This is a genomic window from uncultured Gemmiger sp. (assembly GCA_944388105.1).
Lineage (GTDB): Bacteria > Bacillota > Clostridia > Oscillospirales > Ruminococcaceae > Gemmiger.
In genome coordinates this window covers 1-4,813 of the sequence record CALXHN010000129.1, presented here as the reverse complement: position 1 = coordinate 4,813, position 4,813 = coordinate 1, and the positions used below count along the sequence as shown (strand labels likewise).

Below are 4,813 nucleotides of genomic sequence, written 5' to 3'. Positions count from 1 at the left end.
CCCCGAAAAGCCCAACCTGATCACAGTGGGTTGGTGCGGCACCATCTGCACCCAGCCGTCCATGCTGTCCATCAGTGTGCGCCCGGAACGCTACAGCTATGACCTCATCAAGGAAAGCGGCGAATTTGTGGTAAATCTTCCCACAGAACAGCTGACCCGCGCTGTGGACTGGTGCGGCGTCAAGAGCGGCCGCGAAGTGGACAAGTTTGCGGCCATGGGCCTGCATGCGGCCCCCGCTGCCCGGGTGGGGACCGTCCTGCTGGAAGAGAGTCCCCTGAATCTGGAATGCAAAGTCACCCAGCGCATCCCTCTGGGCAGCCATGACCTGTTCCTGGCCGAAGTGGTGGCCGTGGATGTGGATGAGCGCCTGCTGGACGAAAACGGCAAACTCTGTCTGGACAAGGCAAAACTCATCGTCTATTCCCATGGGGAATATCTGGCCCTGGGGCGTCGGCTGGGAACTTTCGGATACAGTGTGCGAAAAAAGACAAGACGCAGAAAAGCATAAATTCAACGAAAAAGACCGTCGTTCGGGTCCTCTGCCCGACGGCGGTCTTTTATTCTGCCTTCCGGCGGCCTCTGCCACGCCAGACAAAAAGGGCCCGCCGCAGAAAGGCCGGAGCCCTTCCGCGGCGGGTTGGAAAAAGGTGGTGAGAAACAGCAGGATTACTTCTTCTGGACGTACTTCAGGCAGTCGAGCATAACGGCGACCAGAATGATGATGCCGGAGAAGACGAACTGCAGGTTGGTATCAATGCCCAGAGTGGTCAGGGAGTAGGTCAGCGCGGTGAAGATGAAGACACCGACCACAACGCCGGAGATCTTACCGATACCGCCGGTGAAGGAGATGCCGCCCACGACGCAGGCCGCGATGGCGTCCATTTCCCAGCCCTGGCCGTATGCAGCAGAGCCGGAGCCCACCATGCGGATGCATTCCAGCCAGGAGCCGAAGCCATACAGGATACCGGCCAGGATGAAAGCGCCCACGGTGACGCCGAAGACGGAGATACCGGAAACGGAAGCCGCTTCAGGGTTGCCGCCCACAGCAAACAGGTTCTTGCCGAAGGTGGTCTTGTTCCAGATGAACCAGACGATGGCAACGGCCGCGACAGCCCACAGAATGATGGTGGGGAAACCGTTGATCTTGGGGATGATCATGCTGGGAATGCTGGATTCAATGGCACCGAAGGACACGCCCTTGGTGGAGTAGGTAACCAGACCGAAGATGACCAGCATGTTTGCCATGGTGGAGATGAAGGGGTGCATCTTGAACTTGGCCGTGAAGAAGCCGGCGATGGTCGTGAAGATGGTGCACAGCACGATGCAGACCACCAGAGCCAGCAGCACACGGGCGATGACCGGCAGGCCGGTGAAATCGAAGGTGTGGCCGAACACAGAACCGGTGTTGGGGCCGGAGTGCATCACGATGGTGGCGGCGGTCATGCCCATACCGACCATACGGCCGATGGACAGGTCAGTACCGGCCAGCAGGATCAGGCCGGCAACGCCCAGCGCCAGGAACATACGCGGCGAAGCCTGCTGCAGAATGTTCAGGATGTTGTTGACGGTGAGCAGCTGCACATTCTTGACGATCGGCGTGATGATGCACAGGGCAATAAAGATGACGATGATGGCAATGTACAGGCCGTTGCGCAGCAGGAAGTCCCGACGGTTGAAAGTGTACTTGTAGTTTTCCCACTTCTGGGCCAGGGACTCCCCTACCGTGAACTTGGACATGCGCAGCATGTCAATGAGGTGATACTTGTAGTCAAAGGCCGCATGCTGGCGGTCCTTGACCAGCTGCAGGTCCTTGTCCAGCCGCATCTTGGCGTCAAACAGACGGTTCTTGTGGACGTACTTTTCGTCCTTGATCTCATGGGCGTCGGTGAGCTTGGACAGGGTGGCCTGATGCTCCTTTTCCAGTTCAGCCACAGCTGCCTTGTACTTTTCCTGGGCGGCGACCTTTTCCAGCTTGCAGCTTTCCACCACGGCCTGATAATAGTCGGTGTCATAGTGGGCTTTCAGGTAGCTCTCCGCTTCGCTGACAAGCTTGGCAATGGCATCCTTGTTCTTGGCTTCCACAGCCTTGGCCTTTTCCAGCGCAGCTTTCTGCTGGGTGATCTTGGTCTGCTTTTCCGCTTCGGTATAAATGCGGTCACGCTTGAGGTTGTCGATGTTGTTCTGAATCTCGATGACCTGGTCGGTGCCGTCCACGCGCAGGGCGTTGATCTTTTCCTGAATGGCGCCGACGTGCTCGTCGATGGGCTGCAGAAGCGCTGCTTCCTGTTCAGCCGTCAGGATTTTCGTTTTTTCTGTCACCATAAGTATTTTCCCCCACTTACAGGTATTTCGCACTGAGTCTCAGCAGCTCTTCCTGATTGGTCTCCTTGGTATTGACAATACCGGAAAGGTGACCGTTGGACATGACGCCGATACGGTTTGTGATGCCCAGGATCTCAGGCATTTCGGAGGAAACAACGATGATCGTCTTTCCCTGTTTAGCCATGTTGATGATCAGCTCATAGATTTCGTACTTGGCGCCGACGTCAATGCCGCGGGTAGGTTCATCCATCATGAAGACCTGCGGTTCGCGTTCGAGCCACTTGCCGAAGATGACCTTCTGCTGGTTGCCGCCGGAAAGGCTGGTAATCATATCATCCGGGCCCATGCACTTGGTGTGCATGATCTTGATTTCCTTGTTGGTGGCCTTGACCATCTTGGGGTTGGACAGCGCCACGCCGGCCTTGTACTGGTTCAGGTTGGCAATGGTGGTGTTGAAGGTCAGGTCACACTTCAGGAACAGGCCGTTGGCCTTGCGTTCCTCGGTGATCATGGCAAAACCGTGCTCGATGGCTTCCTTGGCGTTGTTGAAGTTCATCATGCGGCCCTTGAAGTACACGCGTCCGGCGGCGCGGGTACGAACGCCGAAGATGGTCTCCAGCAGTTCAGTACGGCCGGCGCCGACCAGGCCATACAGGCCGAAGATCTCGCCTTCCCGCACGTCGAAGGAGATATCCTGCAGGTGCGGCGCGTACTTGGTAGAAAGATGCTGCACCGACAGGATCGGTTCGCCGGGGGTGTTGTCCACCGGCGGGAAGCGGCTTTCCAGAGAGCGGCCGACCATGGCGGAGATCAGTTCGTTCATGTTGGTGTCGGCAGTGTCCTTGGTCATGACCAGGTTGCCGTCACGCAGCACCGAGATCTGATCGCAGATTTCGAAGATCTCGTCCATCTTATGAGAGATGTAAATCAGAGAAATACCCTGCGACTTGAGCATGCGCATCATCTCGAAGAGCTTTTCCACTTCCTGCACGGTCAGGGAGGAGGTGGGCTCGTCCAGAACGATGACCTGGGAATTGTAGGAGATGGCTTTCGCAATCTCGCACATCTGCCGCTGGGAAACGGACATATTCCGCATGGGCTGGGTCAGGTTCACGGTCATGCCGAGCTTGCGGAACAGCTCGGAGGCCTTTTTCTTCATTCTCGTCTCGTCAACAACGCCGGCGGAATTGACCGGGTAACGGCCAAGGAACAGGTTATCGATGACGTTGCGTTCCAGGCACTGGTTCAGTTCCTGGTGGACCATGGCAATGCCGTTTTCCAGGGCATCCTTCGGGCCGGAGAAGCTGATCTCCTTGCCGTTGAGGAAAATCTTGCCTTCGTCCTTCTGGTAGGTGCCGAACAGGCACTTCATCATCGTGGACTTACCGGCACCGTTCTCGCCCATAAGCCCCATGACAGTTCCGCGCTTTACGTCCAGGTTGATATGGTCAAGAACCCGGTTGCGGCCGAAGGACTTGCACATACCACGAATTGACAAGACGATATCGTCTTTCGCATCTGCCATTCTAGTTACTCCCGTATCTGCAAATTTACAAGCGGCGGCGCAGGGCCGCGCCTGCTGTGGTTTCATCAAAAAACGCTATTAGGGAGAAGCTGCTTTGCATATCAACTCCCTAATAGCAAGTGGGTGTTACCTGTTAACGAATCGGTTCACCGCACACTGCGGTGGGAATCACTGGCTCAGCAGAGCAGTGTAGGAAGCGCCGTTGTCAGTCTTGACCATGTTGATGGCGAAAGCATCATACTGGCTGGGGTTGCTCAGACGGTTGGTGATGTTGGCCTCGGTCTGGCCGTCGCCGGCGATGTATTCGACTTCCAGGTTCAGCAGATCATCATAGTTCTGCAGCAGGGGCTGGTAGGTGGAGCCCAGGAAGTTATCGGCGGAGTTGTAGATGTCCAGCCAAACCTTCTTGGTGGGATGAGTGGTGGCATCCAGCTGGTTGGAGACGGGCTCGTAAACCTTAGTGGAGTCCATGAAGTCCTGATAGTTTTCCTCGGTGACAGCCACGTTCAGAGCGTAGTAGGAGCGCTCGGTATCAACGTACTTGTAAACGTCGTCGCTCAGCACGTTGCCGGCTTCGTCAGCGGTGCCGATACCGGTGTCGATATCCACGCCGTCCAGAGCGTTGCGGATGACGCGCAGGGTCAGGTAAGCCTGAACGTCGGCGTGCTGGCTGATGGTGCCGCCGTAGCCTTCGCCGATAGCAGCAACGGCGTCAGCGTTGGCGTCGTAACCGAAGGTGGGGATGCCTTCCGCTTTGGACCAGGCGTTGAACATGGACATGCCCATGCCGTCGTTGTTGGAAACGACCACGTCGATGGAATCACCGAAGGAAGCGGCCCAGGTGCCGATGGCGTTGCCGGCAGTGGCAGCGTCCCAAGTGGCGCCGGCGGAGTTCTTCATTTCCTGAGAAGCCAGCTCACGGACGATGTAGGTCTTGCCGTTGACTTCCAGAGAGCCGTCCTTAAC

General features: G+C 56.9%; 4 protein-coding genes. 1 reads left to right on the top strand and 3 read right to left on the bottom strand.

What is annotated here, in order from left to right:
• On the top strand, positions 1–508 hold a 508-nt coding region (locus Q0K17_RS10420), incomplete at its 5' end, for a flavin reductase family protein (protein ID WP_294542837.1).
• Positions 509–666: 158 nt separating this feature from the next.
• On the opposite strand, the gene Q0K17_RS10415 is transcribed toward Q0K17_RS10420, so the two are convergent.
• The 3 genes from Q0K17_RS10415 to Q0K17_RS10405 form a co-directional block, all read right to left on the bottom strand.
• Complete coding sequence (locus tag Q0K17_RS10415) at positions 667–2,322, bottom strand: galactoside ABC transporter permease (RefSeq protein WP_294542835.1); 1,656 nt, start codon at positions 2,320–2,322, stop codon at positions 667–669.
• Positions 2,323–2,338: 16 nt separating this feature from the next.
• Positions 2,339–3,847 (bottom strand): sugar ABC transporter ATP-binding protein, encoded by a 1,509-nt coding sequence (locus Q0K17_RS10410; RefSeq protein ID WP_294542833.1) that lies wholly within the window; start codon positions 3,845–3,847, stop codon positions 2,339–2,341.
• A 168-nt stretch (positions 3,848–4,015) separates the two neighbouring features.
• Positions 4,016–4,813, bottom strand: a 798-nt coding sequence (locus Q0K17_RS10405) for a substrate-binding domain-containing protein (protein WP_294542832.1), incomplete at its 5' end; no start/stop codon positions are given.

Bases quoted from the DNA above. Each gene is read 5' to 3' on its own strand.
- Q0K17_RS10410 (WP_294542833.1), bottom strand. From the start codon at position 3,847: ATGGCAGATGCGAAAGACGATATCGTCTTGTCAATTCGTGGTATGTGC.
- Q0K17_RS10415 (WP_294542835.1), bottom strand. From the start codon at position 2,322: ATGGTGACAGAAAAAACGAAAATCCTGACGGCTGAACAGGAAGCAGCG.